The 24,207-nt window shown below is 48.1% G+C and carries 21 protein-coding genes and 1 riboswitch; of the genes, 12 read left to right on the top strand and 9 right to left on the bottom strand.

Annotated elements, in window-relative coordinates; all coding sequences use genetic code 11:
- Positions 1-34: 34 nt before the first annotated feature.
- Both KNQ03_RS13930 and KNQ03_RS13935 read right to left on the bottom strand, forming a co-directional pair.
- The gene (locus KNQ03_RS13930) at positions 35-1,501 is read right to left on the bottom strand and encodes a polysaccharide pyruvyl transferase family protein (protein WP_214725194.1); all 1,467 of its coding nucleotides are present in this window, start codon (positions 1,499-1,501) and stop codon (positions 35-37) included.
- 204 nt (positions 1,502-1,705) lie between these two features.
- On the bottom strand, positions 1,706-2,620 hold the full coding sequence (locus KNQ03_RS13935) for a ketopantoate reductase family protein (RefSeq protein WP_214725196.1): 915 nt from the start codon (positions 2,618-2,620) through the stop codon (positions 1,706-1,708).
- 182 nt (positions 2,621-2,802) lie between these two features.
- On the opposite strand from KNQ03_RS13935, the gene KNQ03_RS13940 reads away from it, so the two are divergent.
- The 6 genes from KNQ03_RS13940 (at position 2,803) to ahpF (ending at position 10,174) form a co-directional block, all read left to right on the top strand.
- Complete coding sequence (locus KNQ03_RS13940; RefSeq protein WP_064300753.1) at positions 2,803-3,519, top strand: GntR family transcriptional regulator; 717 nt, start codon at positions 2,803-2,805, stop codon at positions 3,517-3,519.
- Complete coding sequence (gene gntK / locus KNQ03_RS13945) at positions 3,512-5,053, top strand: gluconokinase (RefSeq protein WP_214725197.1); 1,542 nt, start codon at positions 3,512-3,514, stop codon at positions 5,051-5,053. The genes KNQ03_RS13940 and gntK overlap by 8 nt, the downstream gene beginning before the upstream one ends.
- 24 nt (positions 5,054-5,077) lie before the next feature.
- A complete protein-coding gene (locus KNQ03_RS13950; protein ID WP_055969735.1) occupies positions 5,078-6,424 on the top strand; it encodes a GntP family permease in 1,347 nt (448 codons plus the stop codon).
- Between the two features lie 20 nt (positions 6,425-6,444).
- Positions 6,445-7,845: a decarboxylating NADP(+)-dependent phosphogluconate dehydrogenase gene (gene gnd, locus KNQ03_RS13955; protein WP_214725199.1), complete on the top strand. Its 1,401-nt coding sequence runs from the start codon at positions 6,445-6,447 to the stop codon at positions 7,843-7,845.
- Between the two features lie 221 nt (positions 7,846-8,066).
- Entirely contained in the window at positions 8,067-8,630 is a 564-nt protein-coding gene (gene ahpC / locus KNQ03_RS13960; protein ID WP_023469815.1) for an alkyl hydroperoxide reductase subunit C, read from the top strand.
- Between the two features lie 14 nt (positions 8,631-8,644).
- Positions 8,645-10,174: an alkyl hydroperoxide reductase subunit F gene (gene ahpF, locus KNQ03_RS13965; RefSeq protein ID WP_149428068.1), complete on the top strand. Its 1,530-nt coding sequence runs from the start codon at positions 8,645-8,647 to the stop codon at positions 10,172-10,174.
- Between the two features lie 43 nt (positions 10,175-10,217).
- On the opposite strand, the gene KNQ03_RS13970 is transcribed toward ahpF, so the two are convergent.
- Positions 10,218-10,787, bottom strand: coding sequence for a hypothetical protein (locus tag KNQ03_RS13970; protein ID WP_149428069.1), 570 nt, complete (start codon positions 10,785-10,787; stop codon positions 10,218-10,220).
- 250 nt (positions 10,788-11,037) lie between these two features.
- On the opposite strand from KNQ03_RS13970, the gene KNQ03_RS13975 reads away from it, so the two are divergent.
- Complete coding sequence (locus tag KNQ03_RS13975; RefSeq protein WP_069940113.1) at positions 11,038-11,580, top strand: ECF transporter S component; 543 nt, start codon at positions 11,038-11,040, stop codon at positions 11,578-11,580.
- 44 nt (positions 11,581-11,624) lie between these two features.
- On the opposite strand, the gene KNQ03_RS13980 is transcribed toward KNQ03_RS13975, so the two are convergent.
- Positions 11,625-13,118, bottom strand: coding sequence for a malate:quinone oxidoreductase (locus KNQ03_RS13980; RefSeq protein WP_149428070.1), 1,494 nt, complete (start codon positions 13,116-13,118; stop codon positions 11,625-11,627).
- 244 nt (positions 13,119-13,362) lie between these two features.
- Here KNQ03_RS13980 and KNQ03_RS13985 point away from each other — a divergent pair, with 244 nt between their 5' ends.
- Positions 13,363-14,892, top strand: coding sequence for a cryptochrome/photolyase family protein (locus KNQ03_RS13985; RefSeq protein ID WP_214725201.1), 1,530 nt, complete (start codon positions 13,363-13,365; stop codon positions 14,890-14,892).
- 40 nt (positions 14,893-14,932) lie between these two features.
- Here the strand turns inward: KNQ03_RS13985 and KNQ03_RS13990 are convergent, their stop codons facing one another.
- Positions 14,933-16,300 carry an amino acid permease gene (locus KNQ03_RS13990; protein ID WP_050678563.1) on the bottom strand — a complete coding sequence of 456 codons (1,368 nt, stop codon included), beginning with the start codon at positions 16,298-16,300 and terminating at the stop codon, positions 14,933-14,935.
- 159 nt (positions 16,301-16,459) lie between these two features.
- A riboswitch (glycine riboswitch) is annotated at positions 16,460-16,537 on the bottom strand.
- A gap of 209 nt (positions 16,538-16,746) precedes the next feature.
- Between KNQ03_RS13990 and KNQ03_RS13995 the strand changes: the two genes are divergently transcribed.
- Positions 16,747-17,286: a histidine phosphatase family protein gene (locus KNQ03_RS13995; RefSeq protein WP_214725203.1), complete on the top strand. Its 540-nt coding sequence runs from the start codon at positions 16,747-16,749 to the stop codon at positions 17,284-17,286.
- Here the strand turns inward: KNQ03_RS13995 and KNQ03_RS14000 are convergent.
- Complete coding sequence (locus KNQ03_RS14000; protein ID WP_214725205.1) at positions 17,278-18,252, bottom strand: PD-(D/E)XK nuclease family protein; 975 nt, start codon at positions 18,250-18,252, stop codon at positions 17,278-17,280. The genes KNQ03_RS13995 and KNQ03_RS14000 overlap by 9 nt on opposite strands.
- A 221-nt stretch (positions 18,253-18,473) precedes the next feature.
- Between KNQ03_RS14000 and KNQ03_RS14005 the strand changes: the two genes are divergently transcribed.
- Positions 18,474-19,697, top strand: a complete 1,224-nt coding sequence (locus KNQ03_RS14005; RefSeq protein ID WP_050678565.1) for an MFS transporter — start codon at positions 18,474-18,476, stop codon at positions 19,695-19,697.
- A 42-nt stretch (positions 19,698-19,739) separates the two neighbouring features.
- Here the strand turns inward: KNQ03_RS14005 and KNQ03_RS14010 are convergent, their stop codons facing one another.
- Entirely contained in the window at positions 19,740-20,261 is a 522-nt protein-coding gene (locus KNQ03_RS14010; protein ID WP_214725207.1) for an NUDIX hydrolase, read from the bottom strand.
- Between the two features lie 18 nt (positions 20,262-20,279).
- Positions 20,280-20,774, bottom strand: coding sequence for an LURP-one-related/scramblase family protein (locus tag KNQ03_RS14015; RefSeq protein WP_047394907.1), 495 nt, complete (start codon positions 20,772-20,774; stop codon positions 20,280-20,282).
- 142 nt (positions 20,775-20,916) lie between these two features.
- Here KNQ03_RS14015 and KNQ03_RS14020 point away from each other — a divergent pair, with 142 nt between their 5' ends.
- Both KNQ03_RS14020 and KNQ03_RS14025 read left to right on the top strand, forming a co-directional pair.
- Positions 20,917-22,524: an FMN-binding glutamate synthase family protein gene (locus tag KNQ03_RS14020; protein ID WP_214725209.1), complete on the top strand. Its 1,608-nt coding sequence runs from the start codon at positions 20,917-20,919 to the stop codon at positions 22,522-22,524.
- A 107-nt stretch (positions 22,525-22,631) separates the two neighbouring features.
- The gene (locus KNQ03_RS14025) at positions 22,632-23,627 is read left to right on the top strand and encodes a tRNA dihydrouridine synthase (protein ID WP_029343007.1); all 996 of its coding nucleotides are present in this window, start codon (positions 22,632-22,634) and stop codon (positions 23,625-23,627) included.
- Between the two features lie 46 nt (positions 23,628-23,673).
- On the opposite strand, the gene KNQ03_RS14030 is transcribed toward KNQ03_RS14025, so the two are convergent.
- Positions 23,674-24,177: an SF0329 family protein gene (locus KNQ03_RS14030; RefSeq protein WP_214725211.1), complete on the bottom strand. Its 504-nt coding sequence runs from the start codon at positions 24,175-24,177 to the stop codon at positions 23,674-23,676.
- Positions 24,178-24,207: the final 30 nt, after the last annotated feature.

Here is a 24,207-nt window from a genome sequence, read left to right on the forward strand (position 1 = left end):
TTCCGCATCGTATCGATCCGGAATGTTTAAAGGGTTACTTTTTAGCGAATAAATCCGCTGTTTTCAAGGCTGCACGAACCGCTTTCCGGTTCAATGTTCCTTGCTGGTGCTTCATTTTCTTCGTTTGGGCAGCCAGTTGCGCTTTGAGTGCCGCAATCTCTTGATCCTTTTGAGCCGTTCCTGTTTGTTTCTGCAATGCTTTGATTTTCTTATCTTTTTCAGCTAATTGTGCTTTTGTTTGTTTTTGCGCATCCGCAATCTTCTTCTCTTGTTCCGGGAAGAACCGTTCAAAACGAGCGACTGCTTCCTCAAGACTTACGCCAGAGATTGGTTGGACTGGTGGGAGCAACTCGGTTTGCGCCATTTGACGGTCAAACGGTACATTCTCAGGATAGTTCGTCTCTTGGTAGATATGCTCAAGATTGTTCACGTTCAAGAAGTCAACGAAGTTGTCGAAGTTACGCGCTTGAACACGTGCCGGACTTTGGAAGTCAGCATTTGCTACGACGTCGGATAATTGTGTATCCGCTTTGATGTCGTTCGCCCAAATGTGCGTCAACTGATGGTAATCCGTCAATTCGCGCATCCGTGCATCTTTTGGAATGAGGATACTCGGCGTACCCGCAAGTGTCGCTGTGATGTTTCCGTGTAAACGAGCTCCAAAACTGAGGTCTGCTTGACCGATGAAATCAAACCATGTCTGTGCGTTCAAGAAGAAACGGACACGATCGTTCATATAAGCAGGATCCGACATCTTCACCGGATAGTTCGTCACGGACAAGTCTGCGATTGGGTGCGTTCCTGTATACGTCAACTTCAGTTCCTTCATCCACTGTGGAATGAAGTAGTGATTCGGATACTCTTCCATCCCGCGCGTAATGAAATCAAGAACGTTTTGTGGTGCCAAACGTGACGAGTTGACTGTAATCATCGACTCGGACGTGATATTTGTTTCGCGAATGTTCAAATCACGACCGAACGCGTACATCGAAGGACATCCGATGACGCGATGATCGATCCCTTCGCGGAAACCAAGACGTGTTAAGTATTTCGACGTGATCTCCCCGCGAAGACCCAGCATGCTCGAGCGCTCGAGAACGGCACTGACGAATGCTTTGACATCTTCATCGAACGGGAATCCGCCATCTAAATCAGGTTCAAATGGTGCACGTAACCCTACACCGATGACGACGACTGGAATCTTTAATTTTTTGATGAGACGTGTGTATTTCCGTAACGTCGGTACGAATTCTTTTCGGAATGCGTCCGCTAATGGAATGACATAAAGATCAAAGTTGGCATTGATTTCGTCTGCCCGTTCTTCGTCGTAATAGTAATAGTCAGGTGTAATCGTCGTACCTTCTGTCATCAACGTCCGAAAGATACTGTATTGATAAATAAGATTTCCAACGTTTCCTCCAATGGAATTATGTTTCATCAAATAAGGAGCATCGAACTGTTCGAATGGTGTCATACCTGCACGAATAATAATACGTTTCATAATGGATAAACTTCCCCTCTCGTCTGCTTCATTCGTCCTTGCAAGAAAAAATACGGAAAAATATATTATCAGTTTTTTTCAATCTCATTAAGAATAGATGAACTTTATTTCGGAAGTCAACGATTCCTAAGGGAAACAGGTCTTTCGTCATCAAAACGAAACATTAGGACTACTCCATCATTTTTCTAAAATAGAAAAAAGTGACTATTTAATCGTTTCGAGATACATGCGTAGATTTGCTTCGACTAATTTCAATGCATTCATCTGATTTGTCGTAGAAGGCTTCAATAATGCACTGAAAAAATGTTCCACTTCGACGGGCTGACCCTTTTCCATGTCACGTAACATCGACGATTTCATCGTGTCTTCCATTGCATGCATCTGTTTCAACAGCACCGCTTCTACATCGTCATTAAAGACTGCGCCTTGTTCTTCCATCGCTTGTTTCGCTTCCGCCATGACGTCTAGGATCATCTGACGCCCGACAGACTCTTGTCGAATCGGACCGATCGCTGAACGAAATAAAGTCGTCACACCCGCGAACGTTGAAATGAAGAGATACTTTTGCCACATGTCATCCATGATGTGCATCGAGTACTTCATTGGTGCTTTCGCTTTCGCAAAACGCGCTGCGATTTTCTCTAGACACGCTGTTGGTTTACCGGTTCGTGAACCAAACAACAGCCGGTGCGAAGGGCTTGTCTGTAAAATGCGCCCTTCTGCATCAAGCGTCGACTCAATGAAGCAGAGCCCTCCAAGCACCCGATCTTCTCCGAAGACTTCTGTTAACCGTCGTATGTGCTGCATGCCGTTCAACAAAGGAATGATGTACGTCTCGTTCGAAACGAATGGCGCAATGTCCTGTAAGACGTCATCTAAGTGATAGGCTTTCGTCGAAAGCAAGATGACATCAAATGCGTGATCCGGTCGCATGTCTCGTGTTATCAACTGAGGCGTGATCGTCATATCGCCATGAGGACTAGTAATGTGCAGTCCTGTTTTTTGTAGTTGTTCATATCGATTCGAACGGACGAGGAATGTCACCTGCTCCCCTTGCTCAGCAAGACGACCTCCGAAATAGCCTCCAACTGCCCCTGCACCTACAACTAACATGTTCATATGTACTATCTCCTCCTTACCCGTTCTGTGCGTTGCTTACTCCTTCACCCTAACATATTTGGAACCGATTTCCTGATTTCTGCGTGGATCGTTCCGTTTTAAGTTAAGCGTTTGCATTTTAGAAAAAAACGTATATACTAACTTGTATACAAGTATACTCACTTTAGAAATCAGGTGATTCCATGTCAGAAATGTTATACCCCTTGAAGTGGTTATCAAAAGCTTCCGCCGGAGATCGTGTTGCACACGAGCTACGGATGCGCATCATTTCAGGAAGGATTGAAAGCGGTACCATCTTATCTGAAAACAAATTAGCCTCTGATTTTTCAGTCAGTCGCTCGCCTGTCCGTGATGCATTAAAGGTCCTTGCATCCGAACAATTGATTCGTCTCGAGCGGATGGGGGCAGTCGTCGTCGGTTTGTCTGAGCGCGACATTCAGGAAATCTATGATGTCCGGCTACTCATCGAAACGTTTGTCTTCGAACGACTCGTCAAAATCGAACGGGCAGAACTCGTCCGTGAACTCAGTAAGATTCTCGAAATGATGAAGGTTGCCATCAAATACAAGGATGCCGATGAATTCTCCTTCCAGGATGTACTGTTTCATGAAACGATCATCCGCTCGATTGATCATGGATATGTCAGCATGATTTGGCAAAATCTCAAACCGGTCATGGAAAGTTTCATCCTCCTATCGATGCGGGTACGATTCGAGGAAGACATCGAAGACTTCGAACGCATCCTCGCGAACCACGCCTTGTACATCGAAGCGATCGAGACAGGCGACCGTGAACGGATGGTTGCTTCCTTACATCAGAACTTTGATGACGTCCAGGAAGTCGAAGATCTCTGGAAAACGCAACAAATGATGTCGAAAGGAGTCGATTCACATGACTGAATACATGTTAGGCGTCGATATCGGAACGACGAGTACGAAAGCGGTCTTATTTACGACAAAAGGAGAGGTCATCGGACAAACGAACGTCGGTTACCCGCTCCATACACCAAATCGTTCGACGGCGGAGCAGGATCCGGAAGAAATTTTTGATGCTGTACTCGAATCAATCCGCTTGATCACGAAACGTCATCCGAGCATGCCACCAAAGTTCGTCGCGTTCAGTAGTGCCATGCACAGCTTGATCGCAATGGACGCACAGCATCAACCATTGACTGCCTGCATCACGTGGGCAGACAGTCGGAGTGAAGCATGGTCGAACAAGATCAAGGAACAATATGGTCTATCGATCTATCACCGGACCGGAACACCGATTCATCCGATGTCACCGCTCAGCAAAATCAGTTGGCTCGTCGAAGATCGTCCGGAGCTCCATGCTCAAACGAAAAAATATGTCGGGATCAAGGAATTCGTGTTCCAAAGACTGTTCGGCAGATATGTCATCGACCACTCTCTCGCTTCAGCGACCGGTCTTTTCAACATTCATGAATTAGGCTGGGATACGGGCGCGTTACACGTCGCAGGGATCGATGCAAGCTACTTATCGGAACCCGTACCGACGACGACGACATGTACCGAACTAAATGCTGATTACGCACGACAAATGGGACTCTCCATCGATACGCCGTTCCTAGTCGGTGCCAGTGACGGTGTCCTTTCTAACTTAGGTGTCAACGCGATTCGCAAAGGGGAAATTGCGATCACGATCGGAACGAGCGGTGCCATCCGAACAATCATTGATCGTCCGCAGACCGATGAAAAGGGACGGACGTTCTGTTACGCGCTGACCGAGGACCACTGGGTCATCGGCGGACCCGTTAATAATGGTGGAATGGTCTTACGGTGGATCCGAGACGAACTCGCTTCAGCCGAAGTCGAGACAGCAAAACGCCTTGGCATCGATCCGTACGCTGTTTTGACGAAGATTGCCGAACGCGTCCGTCCTGGATCCGACGGGCTATTGTTCCATCCTTACTTGTCCGGTGAACGAGCGCCGCTCTGGAATCCGGATGTCAGCGGTTCGTTCTTCGGTTTGACACTTTCGCACAAAAAAGAGCATATGATCCGGGCGGCACTAGAAGGCGTCATCTACAATCTCTATACCGTCTTCCTCGCCCTAATCGAGTGCATGGACGGTCCCGTGACACGGATTCAGGCAACAGGTGGGTTTGCCCGGTCCGAAGTCTGGCGCCAAATGATGGCGGACATCTTTGAATCAGAAGTCGTCATTCCGGAAAGTTTTGAAAGTTCATGTCTTGGTGCTTGTATTCTTGGACTGTATGCGACAGGGGAAGTCGATTCGTTCGAAGTCGTCTCTGAGATGATCGGGGAAACGCATCGCCATGTACCAAATGAAGAAGCGATGCATGAATATCGTCAGCTCTTACCAATTTTCATTAGTCTAGCGCGGACATTGTCTGAGGATCACAAACGAATCGCTACGTATCAACGGAGCTTGATTCAAGAAGAAAACTAACTTAATCTTTTGGGGGAAGTCATCATGCCTTTAGTCATCGTAGGAATTGGGATTGTCGCGTTGCTCGTTCTCATCATGGGGTTGAAATTAAATACGTTCGTCTCACTCATCATCGTTTCCTTTGGCGTTGCACTACTACTCGGCATGCCGCTCGATCAGATCGTCAAGACGATCGAAGCTGGTATCGGCGGAACGCTTGGTCACTTAGCACTAATCTTTGGTCTTGGTGCGATGCTTGGAAAGCTGATCGCTGACGCCGGGGGGGCGCAGCGAATCGCCATGACGCTTGTCGCCCGATTCGGGGAAAAGAACATCCAGTGGGCGGTTGTCGTCGCTTCGTTCATCATCGGGATCGCCCTCTTCTTCGAAGTCGGACTCGTTTTGTTGATTCCAATCGTCTTTGCGATTTCACGTCAGCTCCGTGTCTCGATTCTATATCTCGGGATCCCGATGGTCGCTGCCCTATCCGTCACGCACGGCTTCTTACCACCTCACCCGGGTCCGACCGTCATCGCCGGGGAGTATAAAGCCAATATCGGGGAAGTCTTATTGTATGGTTTCATCGTTGCTGTTCCGACCGTCATCATCGCCGGTCCTATCTTTACGAAAATCGCCAAACGACTCGTTCCTGAATCGTTTACACGGACAGGAAACATCGCGTCACTCGGGGAACAAAAAGAATTTGATTTAGACGAGACACCAGGCTTCGGCATCAGTGTCTTCACGGCGATGCTACCGGTCCTCTTAATGTCGGTCGCAACGATCTTCACGCTCTTACAAGAAACACTCGGTTGGGGTGAAAACAGTGTCATCTCGGCGATTGAATTCATCGGGAACGCTTCAACGGCGATGTTGATTTCACTACTCGTCGCGGTCTACACGATGGGGATCGCGCGTAAGATTCCGATGCAAACGGTCATGGAATCTTGTACGACGGCAATCGCCCAAATCGGGATGATGCTATTGATCATCGGTGGTGGCGGTGCCTTTAAACAAGTCTTGATTGACGGCGGTGTCGGGAAATACGTTGCCCAATTATTTGAGGGATCAGCGTTATCCCCGATTCTACTCGCTTGGTTGATCGCTGCGATTCTCCGGATCTCACTTGGTTCCGCGACAGTTGCTGCCCTATCAACTGCAGGTCTCGTCATTCCGTTACTGGAGCAATCCGACGTCAACTTAGCGCTCGTCGTTCTCGCGACTGGTGCGGGTAGTCTGATCGCTTCACACGTCAATGATGCGGGCTTCTGGATGTTTAAAGAGTATTTCGGATTATCATTAAAAGAAACGTTTGCGACATGGACTGTGCTTGAGACGATCATTTCCGTTTGTGGACTTGGGTTCGTTCTTCTCCTCAGCCTCGTCGTCTAAGAAAAGGAGTCGTTCTACTTATGCAACATTCTATCGGAGTCATCGGGCTTGGCGTCATGGGACGCAACCTGGCACTGAATATGGCGAGTCATCAAGAAGAAGTCGCCATCTATAACTACACACGTGATTTAACGGACGATCTCGTCGCACATGATGAAGGACTACCTCTTCATCCGTACTACGACATTGAAGCATTCGTTCAATCACTCGCTCGCCCACGTAAAATCTTCATGATGGTCACAGCCGGTAGCGCGATTGATTCAGTCATCGAATCGTTGCTTCCGCATCTCGAAACAGGCGATATCATCATGGATGGCGGAAACTCTCACTTCCTCGATACAGAGCGTCGTTTCGACGAGTTACAACGCCACGGGATCGAATACATCGGTGTCGGTGTATCGGGTGGTGAAGTCGGTGCGCGGACCGGCCCTGCGATCATGCCGGGTGGATCGAAAGAAGCTTACGAACATGTCGCACCAATCTTGACGAAGATCGCCGCTCACGTCGAAGGAGATCCATGTTGTGTTTATATTGGTCCGAAGGGCGCTGGTCACTTCGTTAAGATGGTCCATAACGGAATCGAGTATGCGGACATGCAACTGATCGCTGAAGCGTATAGCTTCCTCCGTTTCCGTCTCGGACTCGAAGTCACGGAAGTCGCGGATATCTTCGCTGAGTGGAACGCGGGTGAACTGAAAAGTTACCTGATTGAGATCACAGCGGACATTCTCCGAAAAACGGATGACGAGACAGGGCAACCGTTGATTGATGTCATTCTCGATCAAGCCGGTCAAAAAGGAACTGGAAAATGGACGAGCCTGCAAGCCATTGATAATGGGATCGCCTCTTCAATCATTACAGAAGCTCTGTTCGCGCGTTACCTTTCAGCTATTAAAGAAGAACGCGTCGCAGCGTCTGCTGTCTTAAAGGGACCCGAAGACTTGTCGACGCTTGAGCGAGACGCGTGGGTCGAACGAATTCGTCAAGCGCTTTATATGGGGAAAGTTGCCGCATACGCGCAAGGCTTCACCCAGTACCGAACGTCGTCTGAGTTGTATGACTGGAACTTACGCCTTGAGGAGATCGCCTTGATCTTCCGTGGTGGATGTATCATCCGGGCCGACTTCTTGAACGTCATCAGTGAAGCGTTCAAAAATGATGCGAACCTCTCGAACTTGATGCTCGCCCCGTTCTTCGCTGAGAAAGTACAGGCGTATCAAGAATCGTTACGTCACGTCGTTGCCGAGGGTGCGTTATCTGGTTTTGCACTCCCATCTCTATCGACGTCACTGACGTATTACGATAGCTACCGGACAGCGAATTCGAATGCCAACATGTTGCAAGCACAACGCGATTATTTTGGTGCTCATACGTATGCTCGGACAGACCGCGAAGGGATCTTCCACACGGACTGGCAATAAAGAATACAGCTCCCGACTCCTGTTTCATTTAGGAGTCGGGATTTCTTTTTTTGTTCACACAATCTTTCCTGAAATAAGAAATTACCGATTATACCTTGACAAAAGTGTTGGTCTATATGAAATTAGTATTAGATTAGAATTATTCTAGTGTGATAAATACAGATTGTTTGTATGCACTAGAACAGATTCTAAAAATAGAACCCTTGAGGAGGATTTTTATCATGTCTTTAATCGGAAGTGAAGTAAAACCATTCAGTGCATCAGCATTCCACAACGGAGAATTCGTTGACCTAACGGATGCTAACCTTCGCGGTAAATGGAGTGTCGTATGTTTCTACCCTGCAGACTTTACATTCGTTTGCCCGACAGAACTCGAAGATCTCCAAAACCAATACGAAACCCTCAAAGCGCTTGACGTTGAAGTTTACTCTGTCTCAACAGATACGCATTTCACACATAAAGCATGGCACGAAACATCAGAAACAATCGGTAAAATCGAGTACGTCATGATCGGTGACCCATCACACGTCATCTCACGTAACTTCGAAGTCTTGAACGAACAAGATGGTCTTGCTGACCGCGGTACGTTCATCATCGACCCAGACGGCGTCATCCAAACAGTTGAGATCAACGCAGGCGGTATCGGTCGCGATGCAAGCACGCTCGTCAACAAAATCAAAGCAGCACAATACGTACGTAACAATCCAGGCGAAGTCTGCCCAGCGAAATGGGAAGAAGGCTCTGCAACACTCACACCAAGCCTTGACCTCGTCGGAAAAATTTAAGGAGCGGATTCGCGATGGCTTTAGCACCAGACATTAAAGCACAACTCGCGCAATACCTCGAGCTTCTCGAAGGCGATCTCGTCCTAGCGGTTAGCGCTGGGACAGACGCCGTCTCGCTTGAGATGAGCGCACTCGTCGAAGAGATCGCAAGCATGACACCACGCATCTCCGTCGAGCAGGCAAGCCTTCCCCGGACACCAAGTTTCACAGTCAACCGTGTCGGTGAGACAAGCGGCATCACGTTCGCGGGAATCCCACTCGGTCATGAATTCACGTCCCTCGTTCTCGCTCTGCTACAAGTCAGCGGTCGAGCACCGAAGGTCGATGCGGACGTCATCAAGCAGATTCAAGGCATTCAAGAAACGTACCACTTCGAGTCGTACATCAGCTTGAGCTGCCACAACTGTCCAGATGTCGTACAAGCATTGAACGTCATGAGCGTCCTCAACCCGAACATCAGTCACACGATGATTGATGGCGCGGCATTTAAGGAAGAAGTCGAACAAAAAGAGATCATGGCTGTTCCGACGGTCTTCGTCAACGGCGAAGCATTCGGTAACGGACGGATGTCACTTGAAGAAATCTTGGCGAAGCTTGGCACAGGTGCCGATGCTTCTGATTTCGCTGATAAAGATCCATACGATGTCCTCGTCGTCGGTGGTGGTCCAGCTGGATCGAGTGCTGCCATCTATGCAGCCCGTAAAGGCATCCGGACAGGAATCGTCGCAGAGCGCTTCGGTGGACAAGTCATGGATACGATGAGCATCGAAAACTTCATCAGCATGAAGTACACGGAAGGACCAAAACTCGTCGCAAGTCTTGAGGAGCACGTCAAGGAGTATGGCATTGATGTCATGAACCTGCAGCGGGCAACTCGTCTTGAGAAGAAAGACCTCCTCGAGCTCGAGCTTGAGAACGGTGCTGTCTTGAAGACGAAGAGTTTGATCCTTTCAACAGGTGCACGCTGGCGTAACGTTGGTGTCCCAGGCGAACTCGAATTCAAGAACAAAGGCGTCGCCTACTGTCCACACTGTGATGGTCCGTTGTTCGAAGGAAAACGTGTCGCAGTCATCGGTGGCGGAAACTCAGGGATCGAAGCAGCCATCGATCTCGCGGGAATCGTCAAGCATGTCACGGTCCTTGAATTCGCACCGGAACTAAAAGCGGATGCTGTTCTTCAAGAACGCCTCGCTTCGCTTCCGAACGTCACGGTCGTCGTCAACGCACAGACGAAGGAAATCACAGGAACGGACAAAGTGAACGGTATCACGTACATCGAGCGCGAAACGAACGTCGAGCGTCACGTTGAGCTCGAAGGTGTCTTCGTCCAGATCGGTCTCGTACCGAACACGGACTGGCTCGGTGAAACGGTGAGCCGTAACAAGTTCGGTGAAGTCCAAGTCGATCGCCACGGCGCAACGAACGTACCAGGCGTTTTCGCTGCAGGAGACTGCACAGATAGCGCGTATAAACAGATCATCATCTCGATGGGATCTGGTGCAACAGCTGCACTGGGTGCTTTCGATCACTTGATCCGGAATTAAACGAAAAGAGCGAAACTCAAACGAGTTTTGCTCTTTTTCTATTTCAATAGTAGATTTCACCAACGGATGAACAATGAAATTCTTTTGTGATGTGGTGCTTTGTTAAGATGCCTTGCTTCGCGTATGTACCACTGACCGTTACGACCATCGTTTGTCCTGCATCGATTGGTCTACCGACAAATTCAGTTTGCGTCCATCTTCCATCATCGATCGCAAGAGACGTCATCGAAAAGACATCGGATAATCGTTGGCGTTTACTCTGTTCCAAGAGTTCTGTCTCGAAATTCCCGATAATCCGGACTTCGTTTCCACGTTGCGTGCGTTCGAGCGTCCGTTCACTATCCCACTCGAAGCTCGTTTGGACACGTAACGGCTTCAACCGTTTGACTGCTCGTTCCTGAAAACGTTTCGGCGAAACCCAGTCCTCGTCTGCGAATTGATTTGCTGCAAGCAACGTGACGTCCGCATTTTCATGTGTCCGATTTATTTTCTGCACGATTTTTTCATATGCCGCGTAATAACGTTGATGTTGTGTCGTCTGGTCCTTTGCCTCCGATATGACTGGTGACAATGAAGCGAATAAAAAAACAGCTGTCGCGATCTGATATTTCATTAACTTCCCCTTCCTTTCGCTGTTCATTGTACAGAAAAAACAAAAAGTAGATTCAAAAACGACAACCGTTTTGGAGATTTTTTCATTTAAGACTGTATGAATAGATTAAACTCTTTTGGAATTAAGAACGAATGACGACTTTTTAGTCAATCTGACCCCTATAAATAATTCAAAGTTGACACTTTTGACTAGTCCAGTCATCTGATAGATTAAAGCTATCTTAAAATCTATCATAAAGAAGGTTAGCCACATGCAAAAAGCAGCACCGTATTCTAGCACTCGTACTCGCCAGCTCGTCATCACTGCGATGTCAATCGCACTTGTTCTTGTCGCGACACTATTCATCAATATCAAATTGCCAATCGCTTCAAGCGGTGGTCTCGTTCATATGGGAACAGCGATGCTCTTTCTCATCGCGATTTTATTCGGTCCACGGACAGCACTGATTGCCGGAGCAATCGGCATGGGATTATTTGATCTTATCAGTGGATGGACACTCTGGGCTCCATTTACAATCGTAGCTCGAGGACTCCAAGGATATATTGTCGGGCGTATCGCCTGGTCTTCGCGATACAAAGGAGACAATCCAGGCTTAAATATTTTCGCAATGATTGTTTCTGCTCCCGTCATGCTTGCTGTTTACTATGTTTGTGAAGGTATCCTTTACAGCAACTGGGTCGCACCAGTCGCTTCAATTCCAGGAAACATCACACAAAACGTCGTCGGAATCCTCGTTGCGATTCCAGTCGGGATTGCATTAAAGAAAACACGTTTCTTCCGTAACTTCCGCTAAATCAAAACACCGTCCGGCTCCTTGTGGAGTCGGACGGTTTTCGTTTAGCGAATCGGTTGACCTTGTTCAAGCTCGAGCGTTTTAGCTGTTTCGGCATGGATCTGTTCGAACAGCTCCGGATTTTCAACGAGTGAGATCCCGTAAGACGGAATCATCTCCTTGATTTTTGCTTCCCACGCCGGTAATTCGGACGGGAAACATTTCGCGAGTACTTCGAGCATGACGGGAACTGCTGTTGAGGCACCTGGTGACGCCCCGAGTAAGGCAGCGACAGATCCGTCGGCTGCACTAATGACCTCTGTTCCGAACTGGAGTGTCCCTTTTCCTTGTGGTGTATCCTTGATGACTTGGACACGTTGACCAGCGACGACGACATCCCAGTCTTCTGTCTTCGCATTCGGAATGAACTCTCGTAATTCGTTCATCCGTTGTTCCGTCGACAAGAGGACTTGTTCGATCAGATACTTCGTCAATCCCATCTCTTTAGCTCCCGCAGCAAGCATCGTCAAGACGTTGTTCGGTTTGACAGACGCGATCAAATCAAGATTTGATCCTGTCTTTAGGAACTTCGGTGAGAAGCCAGCAAACGGTCCGAAGAGGAGTGATTTCTTCCCATCGATGTATCGTGTATCTAAGTGCGGTACTGACATCGGCGGTGCTCCGACTTTCGCTTTTCCGTAGACTTTCGCATGGTGCTGTTCGATGATCTCAGGATTTTTACAAACGAGGAATAAACCACTGACCGGGAAACCACCGATTTGCTTCGATTCCTCGATGCCTGTTTTTTGGAGCAACGGCAGACTACCGCCGCCACCTCCGATGAAGACGAACTGCGCCGTATGATGCTCGATCCGGTGATCGCGCTCATTCTTCACTTTGACTTCCCAACCCCCGTCAACACGCTTCAAATCCTCGACACCATGCTGATAGTTGATCGCTACATCGTGTTGTGCGAGATATTCAAACAGGATTCGTGTCAACGCACCAAAGTTGACGTCCGTTCCTGAATCGATTTTTGTCGCAGCGATCGGCTCTGGTGACGTCCGACCGTTCATGATGAGTGGAATCCACTCGGCTAATTTCGCTGGATCCTCTGAATATTCCATTCCCGCAAACAACGGATTCGCTGATAGCGCTTCCAATCGTTTTTTCAGGAATTCGACGTTTTTCGTTCCTTCAACCATGCTCATATGTGGAATCGGCATGATGAATTCTTTCGGATTCGGCAAGACACCTTCCTTGACGAGATGCGACCAGAATTGACGTGACAGTTGGAACTGTTCGTTTACTTTGACCGCTTTACTGATATCGATCGAACCATCGGCATTTTCCGTCGTATAGTTCAGTTCGCATAGTGCGGCGTGACCTGTTCCTGCATTGTTCCACTCGTTCGAGCTCTCTTCCCCGGCACTCGCGAGTTTCTCGAATACCTTGATGTTGATCTCAGGCGCGAGTTCTTTTAATAAGACCCCTAACGTCGCGCTCATGACTCCGGCACCAATTAAAATAACGTCTGTTTTTTTAGGCATACTGCTCATGATATCCTTCCTATCCCCGTTGATATTATGGACTACCTGTCATGAAAAACTTCCCCCTCATGACGACAACTTACCTTTCCATTATAACCCTATCATAGCTTGCACAGAAAGGAACTTCTTTTACATTCAGAAATGTGTAAAAGCGACGATTCAGGTAAGAAGATTTTCGTCAGCCGGCATACAATCAGGCATGACTTTGACGAAAAACGGTAATCATATAACGAAAGTAAAAGGAGGAACACTCATGGCGACACGCTGGATATTCGGCAATCAATTGAATCACGATCTCCCTTTATTGAAGGAAGCAAACAAACAAGACGACGTCATCCTGATGGTCGAAGCGACCTCACGCTCCAAGTGGAAGACGTACCATAAACAAAAACTTGTCCTCGTCTTCTCAGCGATGCGACATTTTGCGGAAGAACTGCGCGAAAAAGGCTTCACCGTCGATTACCGGGAAGCTGATTCGTTCGATCAGGCATTTAAGGCGCACCGGAAAGATCATGATTCGGATCATGTATTCTATACGGCGATCACGGACGAACCGATGCGAAAGGCGATGCACAAGTGGCAAGACGCTTTACCGAAGAAAATCAAGGTCGAGGTCTGTTCCGACGTGCCGTTGTTTTTACTGACACAGGAAGAAGCGGTCGAAGCAATCGGCGACAAGCCCTACAAGATGGACCGTTTTTATCGCAAACTGCGCAAGGAACGAAACGTTCTCATGAACGGCTCCAAACCGATTGGTGGAAAGTGGTCGTTTGACGCCGAGAACCGAAAACCGGCGAAGTCCGGGACGACGTTCCCCGATCCGATTCAGTTTCGTCCCGATCGCATCACAAAGGATGTCATCGACAAGGTCGAACGTGATTTTTCCAATCATCCGGGAGCACTTGATTCCTTCCATTGGCCCGTCACGCGCAAGGAAGCGACGCGGGCTCTTCATCGTTTCATCGAAGAACGACTTGAGACGTTCGGAACGTATCAAGACGCCATGCTGACCGGTGAAGATACGTTATCGCATTCGCTCTTATCAGCAGCAATCAATCTCGGATTGCTGACACCGGAAGAGGTCATTCGTCAAGTTGAAGCCGCCCTCGAAGATCAAGATGCTCCGCTCAATGCGGTCGAAGGTTTTATTCGACAAATCCTCGGCTGGCGCGAGTACATGCGTGCCGTCTATCTAGCCGAGATGCCAGACTATGCTTCCGTCAATGCGCTACGTCATGAAGCGGATTTACCGGACTTTTTCTGGACCGGGAAGACGAACATGAACTGTGTCGCTGAATCGTTACGTCCTGTTGTCGAGCATGCGCACAATCACCATATCCAGCGCTTGATGGTGCTCGGGAATTTCGCTAATCTGTTTGCGATCTCGCCGCAACAGACGGCAGATTGGTTCAACGAGATGTACATCGATGCCTATGACTGGGTCGTCTTACCGAACGTCCTCGGGATGGCGCTTCATGCTGATGGCGGAACGTTATCGACGAAACCGTACATCGCTTCGGCGAATTACATCCATAAGATGAGTGATTATTGCAAGGGATGTCCGTTCCATCAAAAGGACATGCTCGGAGAGGATGCTTGTCCGTTTAACGCCTTGTACTGGGACTTCATCGACCGGCACGAAAAACGGTTCGCTGATAATCAGCGGATGTCGATGATGTATCGGCAATGGGGAAAGCGCGATGCGGACAGCAAACGCGATATTCGAAAGAAAGCGAAAGCACTTCGGAAACAACTGCAGGACGGTGCTTTCGATACACCATGAAACAAGCCGGTCGGATTAGATCCAACCGGCTTGTTTTGGCTTACGCACTTTTTTGATTAGCTGCTTGTTGTTTCTTTTTCCGGAGGTGATACAGTCCGAATAGTCCAAGGAACCAGACCGGTGTCAGCAACAAAGCTGGACGTGTATCGTCAGCAAATAGCATGACGACGAGAATGACTGCAAACAATCCAAGCACGAGGTAATTGACGAGTGGTGTCAATGGTGCTTTGAATGTCGACGCCGCATGCAATTCCGGATTTTGTTTCTTGTACCGGAGATGACAGACAAGGATGACACCCCAGACCCAAATGAAGCAGATCGCACTGATTGTCGTGACGATACTGAACGCTTGCCCTGGTAACAGTTTACTGAGCAAAGCACCGACTGAGACGACGATCGTCGAGACGAACAAGGCGTTTGCTGGAACATGATTTTTATTCAACTTCGAGAACTTGTTCGACGCTTGCTGTTGATTTCCCAGGTTATACAGAATCCGGCTCGTCGAGAACATTCCGCTGTTACACGCAGAAGCAGCAGACGTCAGTACGACGAAGTTGATGATTCCTGCTGCGAGCGGAATCCCAATCAGACTGAACGTCTTGACGAACGGGCTCTCTGTTGCACTTAATCCTGTCCATGGGTTGATCATCAATAGGACGAGTAAGGCACCGACATAGAAGAATAAGATCCGAAGTGGAATCTTATTGATTGCGGATGGAATGTTCTTCTTCGGATCTGCTGTCTCTGCTGCGGATACCCCGACGAGCTCAACGCCAACATAAGCGAAGACGACCATTTGGAACGATAGCAGGAATCCTGTAATTCCATTTGGCATCCAACCGCCATGTGACCAGAGATTCGAGACCGTCACCGGACCCGCGTCTGTTTTAAACCCAATCGCGAGCAAGACGATTCCGACACCAATCAAAGCAAGGATTGTCACGACCTTGATCAAGGCAAACCAAAACTCGAGTTCACCGAACAATTTAACGGTCAACAAGTTAAATCCAAGTAAAATCAAGAGAGCAAGAACGGCTGGAATCCATTGCGGGATATCAAACCAATACTTGACGTAAAGACCGACAGCGATGATGTCTGCCATCGCTGTCATGATCCAACAGAACCAATACGTCCAACCGGTCACGAACGCGGCACGTGGTCCGAGATAATCTTCTGCGATGTCTGTGAGTGACTGATAACCTGCTTTTGACAATAACAATTCCCCAAGTGCCCGCATGACGAAGAAGATCGCGATCCCGACGAGTAAGTAGGCAAAAATGATCGATGGTCCGGCGAGTTGGATCGCTTTTCCTGATCCTAAAAATAACCCTGTTCCGATCGTTCCACCAATGGCAATCAACTGTACATGACGATTCGATAAATCCCGCTTTAATCCTTGCTGTTCCAAACCTGAACTCCTCCTTGTGATGGTTTCTCTACGCTTCAGACCGTTCTGTCGGTCCTGAAAAAGAAAAAAGAGACTGGACGAATGTCCAATCTCAACAAAATCAAAGGAATAACCCATACACGCCACTATGACATTCCATGAATGCCCGTCGCTGCATGTGATTACTCTTCTGTCCGTTTGCCTGAGATTGTGAACCCTTCGGCGCCGTGTCGACACGGTCTCTCCAGAAGCTGCTCCTGCCATAGTGTGACCCATGACAATCATAGCTTTCTCTTTATTTGATTATCCGATGCGTCGCTGCATCGATGAATTGTTTCTAATTCTAGTAATCTCGACAGCGTTTGTCAACGCCTTTTTCAAAATGATTTTTCAATCTATGAAAAGGACTTTACCATCTTTTCCAGAAATCATACAGCACCACTTGATCACGAAAGGATGAAACATTCATGTCGACGATTTACTTGATTCGCCACTGTGAAACGACTGGTCAAGCACCGGAAGCCCCGTTAACACCTCGTGGAGAAGAACAGGCGCAACGACTGTGTACGCAGTTATTTGATCTTCCAATCCCACACCTTATTTCGAGTCCGTATCGCCGAGCGCTCGACTCGATTCAACCACTTGCGACTGCTCTGAAACTACCCGTTGCACAAGAAGAAGACTTAAAAGAGCGACGGTTAAGTGCTGTTCCACTTGACGATTGGCAGGACCATCTTCGTCGAACGTTCATCGATCCAGACTATACGTGTCCTGGTGGTGAATCTAGCCGGATAGCAACTAAGCGCATCACGCGTGTCGTTGAAGAAGCGTTGCAACAGCATGATGGTTCCATTCTCGTGACACATGGGAATTTATTATCTTTATATCTGCATTCGATTGACCCTACGTTTGGATTCGAAGAAAGTTTACAGCTGAAGAATCCGGATATTTTTAAGGTGACGCAAGTAGATGATGTAATATCTTTTCAACCAATCGATCTACACTAACGGAGCCTGACTAAAATACGCATAACGCTTCAACTCTAATACGGTTTGTTCAAAATTAATTTTTTGATCATCAAAGACTTGTATGTAATCGGGGCGTTGTGCAATCGTCATCGTTTTTCCACTACGAACACTTTTTGGTCGACTTAAATTCAACTCATTTTTTTGAGAATACTCCAATAATGCTTGCATACAGTGATCTCGATACTCTCTTATATTTTGACTATCAGCAGCTTCTACCTTTGCTTTTAACATTGATTCTTCTAACTGCCAATAGTGCGGTTGACTATCGTCTCCTTTCCACCAGAATGCCCAAAATCCTCCACGTGCATTTTCAACGCGTCCCCATTTTCCGTTCTTCAATTCTTTTTGCAGATCTCTATAGAATCCTTGCCAAGAGAAAGAATTCCATTCGGTGATTGGTAGTGATTTATAAGATTCGATCGAGGTGTCGATCTGCTTGAGATACTTAAGATAATCGTTCAAAATATCATTGGTCGTCGAAGTATGAAGGCCGCTCAGTACTTCGATCATCTTCGTTCGCGTAAATATTTTATATTCTGCTTCTGTCACGCCGGAGTAGTCGCCTTGTTCTACGATTTTGTAATAAATCGGTATCGGCTTCAAATACCATGTTTCGGGGTGAGTTTTGACCATTTCTAGATATCGACGTAATTGATCTGAATGATGACTCGTAAATACTTTGTCCTCAATCATAATGGCATATTTCTCATTGATGATCGCTAATATATCTAGACTATTGAACTGTCTTTTAATACACACACTTTGAATCGATTCGTTTAACTGGCAGTCATGAAGATCAAAAACTTCTTTAACAAATACATTCGCAATCGTATGGAGTTGCGGATCGTGACTTCGTGCTCCTTCTTCCGCCCACTTCAATAACCAACATAGAAAAGCGTCTTGTGATAACTCACTTGTGGCATAATCAAAAATATTAGGTTTCAAATGAATACCTCCTTTTATTACAATTATAACCATTTAATTTCCTTTTATTATTCATTTGAAGAATAATAACAAACTCTACTCATTCAATTTGCTTATAGATTTCATAAGAACTATCTATTTTACTTCCCTTCGGAACGGCTTTATATTGAATGAATTGATAATAAAGTTAAGTAGTTTTCGATTCAGGTATGAAGCGGAACTTCAGAAAAGAAGGGATTTTTATGTCTACCACAAAAAAAGGCTATTTCATGATGATCGTCCTCTGGTTCGCCTATGCGACCTTCGCCATGAACTGGGTCGCGGGTTCATCTTTGACGCCACAAATAACGGCGCATTTCTTCGGTAATCAGACCGTTGACCCCCTCATCTCACAACTCGTCAACTATTCGATTACGACGGCGCGTGTCTTCGCCAACATTCTCGCCGCGCTCATCTTGATGAAGCTCGGTCCGAAAAAAGCACCGTTGCTCGCACTGTTGTTCCTGATGATGTCGATCGTCGCCATCTATCTGCCGAACTACTGGGCGTATACGGTCGCTCGCATGGTCATGGGACTCGGTGGTTCAATGGTCATCGTCTACATGAACCCGGTCGTGACACGTTACGTCCAAGATCCGGCTGAAAAATTACGGATCAACGCCTTCAACACTGTTTCCTATAACGTCGGTGCATTCGTCGTGTCACTCTTGTTCACCTTGTTTGCCGATCAATTCGTCAGTGACTGGAAACTGACGTTGACGATTTTCGCGAGTCTGACAGCGATTCTCTTCTTCGCATGGTGGATTGGTAGTGAGTCGTTCGAGTTGAACGATGCTGCGGACGCGGACGAAACGCCTTACGGTTATGGAGATGCTGTCCGCGATCCGTTCCTCTGGAAATATGCGGTTGCCTTCGGCGGTTTCTTGACGCTCTATATCTTATCGCTCGTCGGCTTGAAACCTGTGTTCGATACGTATACGCAGTTGAACGGTTCGCTCGTCAACCTGTTGGTCTCAGGTGCCGGAATCGTCGGAACGTTCGTCGGTCTACGGATCGGTAACAAAGGAACACCTCGTAAACCGATTCTGTTGATCAGCGGGACGGTCATGATCGCGAGTTTCCTCGTCACCGTCTTGTTCGGAAACATCTCGCCACTCGTTTCGTATGTCTTTGCGTTCATTTCCGGATTTGCGATGTACATCCAGTATCCGATCTTCATGAACTTGGCACACGAACGAAAAGGGATGACACCGCAAAAGATTACCGTCTTATTCGGTCTCTTCTGGGCGATTGCTTATGCGACGCAGACGATCTTTACGATCATTTGGAGTTACGCACTCGGACATGCGGGATATACGGTCTCGATGATCGTCTTCTTCCTCTGCTGTTCCGTGTATCTGTTCTTCACGTTCTTCTTACCAGAAACAAAACCAAAACGGACGGATGCACTTCGAAAATCCGCTTAATCAAGCAACAAGCCCTTCCGAATCACCGGAAGGGCTTGTTTTTTATGCCTCGTTATGCGCGCCGTAACTATGACGAAGAGCAAATAACAGCCGAATCAATGATTCATGATAACCGATGAACCATCCTTCTTCGATCCCGTTAACGATCGCTTCTTCTGTCATCCAAGCGACGCGTTGGACTTCTTCTTCCTGCAGCGTCAGCGTCGTCAAATCCACTTCCTGCTCGACGAGATAATAATCATCAAAACCGATCTCAAACGGAATCGTCAGATGGGGACGGATGCCTGTGAAATCGATATCGAGTCCAAGTTCTTCCGACAGTTCCCGTTGTGCTGCCATCTGACTCGTATCCCCGCTGACAGCACTACCCCCGACCGTCACATCCCACATGTTCGGCCAACCAGATTTGAACGGTTGCCGTTGTTGGACGAGCATCTCTCCTTTGGCGTTAAAGACACAGACATGAATCGTCATGTGATAATCGCCGGCTGTATGTGGCGTTCCCCGTTGCCAGAGCCGTCCTGTTTTCTTACGATCTGCTGTGTATACGTCCCACTGTTCCATTCTAAATCCTGCTCCTTTTTAATCAATGAAAGATGTAGAGTTCGAACTTTCCTCCGCCTTGACGCAATCAATCGCGACGACGAGGGCGATCAACAATTCTTCCATCGCTTCATCTTCGACTTCAATGATGTACTGATCGGTCCAAGAGATCCATTTCTTCTGCACGCGACCAATTCGTTGTCCTTGTTGTAAGACCTCAAAATCAACATCCCACCAGTCGCCCGTTACTTCGAACTGATCCGAGTTGATCGTATAACGGTCCTTGAAGAACGTGAACTCTTTAATGATCTCAAACGATTGCCCTGCTGCTTCGACATAAAAGACCGGTCGGAAACTGAACGTCTTCTTCGTGATTTCCGCGACTTCCTCTCCATCTCGGTTCGTCACGCTGAATGACTTCGGAAGTTTCATAAAACTTCCCTCGATGTGATAGGCGTCGTGCCCTGCCTCGTCTTGAATCGAGAATCGTCCACGTAAACTGAACGCTTTTTCTTTCATATAGAGTGTATGCATACCGGTCTCCTCCTTTAATGTATAAGTTCATTTACGCGATCACCGACGGAAAAGATTCAATATCTGGAAATTATCGTTTGTATCCGAACTTTCAGTGGTATCAACTTACATACCACGAATCTACGGGAAAGAAGGAATTTTGATGTCTATCAATACGATTGTTCTCTTCATTTTACTCGCCATCGCCCTGTTGATCATCCTTGTCCCACCGCTTCTCTTTTGGCACGTCTGGCGCGCTGATCGTCGCCAGCAAGAACACGCGGTCCTGCGAAACTTCCCTGTCCTTGGAAAAATGCGCTATATCCTCGAGAACATGGGACCGGAACTCCGCCAATACTTATTTCTCAACAATAACGAAGGGAAACCCTTCTCCCGTAATGAATACAAGACGGCCGTCCTTTCCAGCAAATATCAAAGTCGGATTCTCGGTTTTGGATCGGAACGTGATTTTGAAGAAGCCGGTTTTTATGTACAAAACGTCCTCTTTCCAACGAATCGTCAGGAATTACGCATCGACCAGTCGGAACGTGTCGACACACACATCTATCAGATTGACCGCGATGAACTATTTACACGTAAAGAACATCTCGTTGCGAAGCAAATTTCACCGTATCTCTTGAAAATGGAGGATGCACCAGTCATTGGCGCAACGACATGTCGACACCCTTATCAAATCCAAGGACTGATTGGTCAATCAGCAATGAGTTTTGGAGCGCTCGGTGACCGTGCCATTACCGCGCTCTCGATCGGACTGGGTCGCGCCAAAGGGAGCTGGATGAATACCGGGGAAGGCGGGCTATCCGATTTTCATCTAAAAGGTGACGTCGACATCATCTGTCAGATTGGTCCCGGTCTGTTCGGTGTCCGAACGGAAGACGGTGACTTTTCGTTCGATGAGTTCCAGAAAAAAAGTGAGTTACCGCAAGTCAAAGCTTTCGAACTCAAGCTCGCTCAAGGAGCTAAGACGCGCGGTGGTCACCTCGAAGGATCAAAGGTCACAGAAGAGATTGCCGCTGTCCGGAAGGTCAAAGTCGGTGTCGGCATCGATAGTCCGAACCGCTTCAACGAATTCACGACACCAGAGACGATGCTCGACTGGGTCGAACGTCTACGTGAGATTGGCGGAAAACCGGTCGGAATCAAAGTCGTCGTCGGTAATCTTGAAGACATGCGGCAGTTGATTGCTTATATGAAAGAATCCGGACGTCATCCGGACTTCATGACGGTCGATGGAGGTGAAGGAGGGACAGGCGCGACGTTCCAAGAACTCGCGGATGCTGCAGGTCTACCACTTTTTTCCGCCTTACCGTTCGTCCACCAACTCCTGACGGAAGCTGGTTTACGCGACAAGGTCAAAGTGTTTGCGTCCGGTAAGCTGATCAGTGCCGATAAGATTGCGATCGCTCTCGCCCTCGGTGCCGACTTCGTCAATATCGCACGTGGTCTGATGTTTAATGTCGGCTGTATCCAAGCGCAAGTCTGTCACACGAATCACTGTCCGGTCGGTGTCGCGACGACCGACCCGAAGCTGCAAAAGGCGCTAATCGTCGACGAAAAAAGTTTCCGCGTGACGAACTACATCATTTCGTTACGAGAAGGTCTCTATAACCTGACGGCGGCAGCAGGACTCGTCTCGCCGACGGAACTTCGACCCGAACACGTCATCTATAAGGACGAAGCCGGACACCTGATTCCGGGGCCGGACTGGATGGCACGGCATATGATGGATCGCTCTCTTTCCTCACGGTAACGAATAGCACTCACTTGCACTTTTTAGCCAGAGCGCTTAAAGTGTATAGTTGATGAAATTCTTTAACCACACATGTGCATTACCTTAAGGAAAGGGTTTAATATACTATGAAAAAGAACTTTTGGCAGGACTTACCACGACCATTTTTCGTCTTAGCACCGATGGAAGACGTCACCGACGTCGTCTTCCGCCACGTCGTCGCGAAAGCGGCGCGTCCGGACGTCTTCTTCACGGAATTCACGAATACAGAAAGCTATTGTCATCCGAAAGGCAAGCAGAGCGTCCGCGGACGTCTCGAGTTCACGGAGGATGAACAACCAATGGTTGCTCACATCTGGGGCGACAAACCGGAATATTTCCGCGAAATGAGCATCGGCATGGCAGAGATGGGCTTTAGCGGGATCGACATCAACATGGGCTGTCCCGTCCATAACGTTGCTGTTAACGGTAAAGGCTCCGGCTTGATCAATCGTCCGGAAGTCGCAGCTGAACTGATCCAAGCGGCAAAAGCAGGCGGTCTCCCGGTCAGCGTCAAAACACGTCTCGGCTACACGAAGGTCGAAGAGTGGCACGATTGGTTGCGCCACATCCTTGAGCAAGATATCGCGAATCTCTCGATTCATCTCCGGACACGTAAAGAGATGAGCGCCGTTCCAGCGCACTTCGAATTGATTCCGGAAATCAAGAAGTTACGCGATGAGATCGCACCACAGACGTTACTGACGATCAACGGGGATATCAACGATCGCCAACACGGGCTTGAACTCGTCGAGAAATACGGTGTCGACGGTGTCATGATCGGTCGCGGGATCTTCCACAATCCGTTTGCATTCGAAGTCGAGAAAAAAGAACATTCGAGCCAAGAACTCCTCGATTTGTTACGTCTCCAGCTCGATCTGCACGATCATTACTCGGCTCAATTCGAGCCCCGTCTCTTCAAGCCATTACGCCGGTTCTTCAAGATTTACGTCCGCGGATTCCGTGGCGCGAGTGAACTGCGGGTCAAATTGATGGAGACGAACTCAACGGACGAAGTGCGCGCCTTACTCGACGCCTTCGTTGAAGAAGAAGGAATTCATGAGGTCAACTCGTTTTCAATCTAACAACAAAGCACGCCTCCTCGTCTTGAGGAAGCGTGCTTTTTTCGTATCACCAGTGTTCGATAGTTTGACGTGTATCTGCACACCATTGTTCAAAGTCAGACTGATGCGTCAGCAACAGGAAACGTCGTTTGCCGAGTCGCCGATCGAGCCGTGCGATGCCGCGGATGAAAGGATGTGGATGAACGAGCGCTTGTTCAAACGCAAGGTTCGGGTACTGCAACAAGTCCTGTTGCATCTCGTAGTTCTCCATGTACCCGTCTTGTTTGACCTGTCGTTCGATCTCAACGGATAACGCATGCGACTGCTTCAACCAGTCGGACTGCCACAACGATCCGGCTGGTTTTTCCGGTAACTGTGCAGCATAACGCCGCTCGACTTCCCGCTCGAAGTGAAAGTCGTCTGCTCCGAGAATTTCTTCTCCGTCAAACGTCACCCAGACGCGACTAGGACTATCTTGAATCCGGTAGACAGCTGCATGAAAAGCAATCCGTCCCTGTAACGACGGGGAAAGCAGTTGCTCGACCCGTTTTTTGATGATGGAAAACTGCACGCAATCCGTCCTTTCCGTCCGGCTAATCTA

Source organism: Exiguobacterium sp. s143 (assembly GCF_018618895.1).
Taxonomy (GTDB): Bacteria; Bacillota; Bacilli; order Exiguobacteriales; family Exiguobacteriaceae; genus Exiguobacterium_A; species Exiguobacterium_A abrahamii.